Here is a 1,022-nt window from a genome sequence, read left to right on the forward strand (position 1 = left end):
GATAGAGCAACCCCTTTTCTGTAAAAGCCGCGGAGCGGCTTTTCGGGAGCGGTCATACGGTTTCGTGATGGGGTGAGAGGTAGACTTTACCGGTTTGCCATTCTTCGCTGGTTTCCATGAGGAGTGCTGCGACGAGCCTGAGGAGGGAGTCTTCGTTGGGGAACAGGGAGGCGACGCGGGTGCGTCGTTTGAGTTCTCGGTTGAGCCGTTCGAGGAGGTTGGTGGTGCGCAATTTGCGCCGGATCGCGGCGGGCCAGGCGAAGACCGTCAGGCCTTCGGGGACGTTTCGTTCGATCCACTCGGCCAATCTGGGGGCCGTCGTCTCGTACTTGTTCACGGCCAGCGCGACGAGGCGGTCGGCTTCGGCGCGACTCGGGGCGTTGAAGACGGCTCGCAGATCGGCGGCGACCTCGGTCCGCTGCGAAACGTGCGGCACGTACTGCAGGGCGTTCTGCTGGAGATGAAACTGGCAGCGTTGCCACGGCACGCTGGGGAGGCACGCTTGTCGAGCTTCCTTGAGCCCCGCATGAGCGTCGCTCACGATGAGTTCGACGCCGTGGAGCCCGCGGGCGATGAGCGACCCCAAAAACTCGCGCCAGTGCACCTCCGCTTCGGAGAGCTTGACGCTCACGCCGAGGATCTCCCGTTTGCCGTCGGGCCCGATCCCGACGGCCACGAGCACGGCGCAATCGACGACGCAGCCGCCGTGGCGGACCTTTTCGTAGCGGGCGTCGAGGATCACGAAGGGAAAGGCCCCCAGCGGCCGGTTGCGCCACTTGGTCAATTCTTCGTCGAGTTCGGCGGCGCAGCGGCTGACCTGGGTGCTGGAGACCTCGCTGCCGCACAGCTCTTCGACGATCGCCTTCACCTTGCGGGTCGACACCCCTTGGACGTACATCTCGGCCAGGGCGACCTTGAGAGCCCGTTCGCTCCGCTCGCCCCGTTCGAGAGCCGACGGGTAGAACGACGAGTCGCGGGTCTGCGGCACTTTCAATTCGAGCTTGCCGAGGCGACTCAGGACG

1 protein-coding gene is annotated in these 1,022 nt (G+C 64.9%); it reads right to left on the bottom strand.

Annotation, left to right across the window (positions count from 1 at the left end):
- Positions 1 to 52 precede the first annotated feature (52 nt).
- Positions 53 to 1,022: IS256 family transposase (locus KF719_RS18110; RefSeq protein ID WP_293510824.1), on the bottom strand; the 970-nt coding region annotated here is incomplete at its 5' end.

Source organism: Parvibaculum sp. (assembly GCF_019635935.1).
GTDB lineage: Bacteria > Pseudomonadota > Alphaproteobacteria > Parvibaculales > Parvibaculaceae > Parvibaculum.